The sequence below is a fragment of the Psychrobacter sp. TB20-MNA-CIBAN-0197 genome, assembly GCF_040309765.1.
GTDB classification, from domain to species: Bacteria; Pseudomonadota; Gammaproteobacteria; order Pseudomonadales; family Moraxellaceae; genus Psychrobacter; species Psychrobacter submarinus.
In genome coordinates this window covers 1-255 of the sequence record NZ_JBEOPC010000974.1, presented here as the reverse complement: position 1 = coordinate 255, position 255 = coordinate 1, and the positions used below count along the sequence as shown (strand labels likewise).

The 255-nt window shown below is 34.5% G+C and carries 1 protein-coding gene; it reads left to right on the top strand.

All coding sequences use genetic code 11. The features are described from left to right. The coding region (locus tag AAEY83_RS16780) for an Hpt domain-containing protein (protein WP_351060909.1) at positions 1 to 255 on the top strand (255 nt) is incomplete at both ends.

The window sequence follows — 255 nt, the reverse complement described above, 5'->3', positions numbered from 1 at the left end:
ATTTTTGATTCACTTTACGAAAGCATAGAAAAGCATCTGCAAAGTAATGAACCTCTGAGCACTATAAACCTGCCATTAGCAAAAGAAAACCTAGAAAACAATGACGAATTGTTAACTAAATTATTTACTCAGTTTGTCAACGATTACAATGACTTTTCGACTAAAGCTGATATGTTAATCAAAAATAGAGAGTTAGAAAGCTTAATTCGACTAGTACATACACTCAAAGGACTGGCCGGCACATTAGGCTTGGAG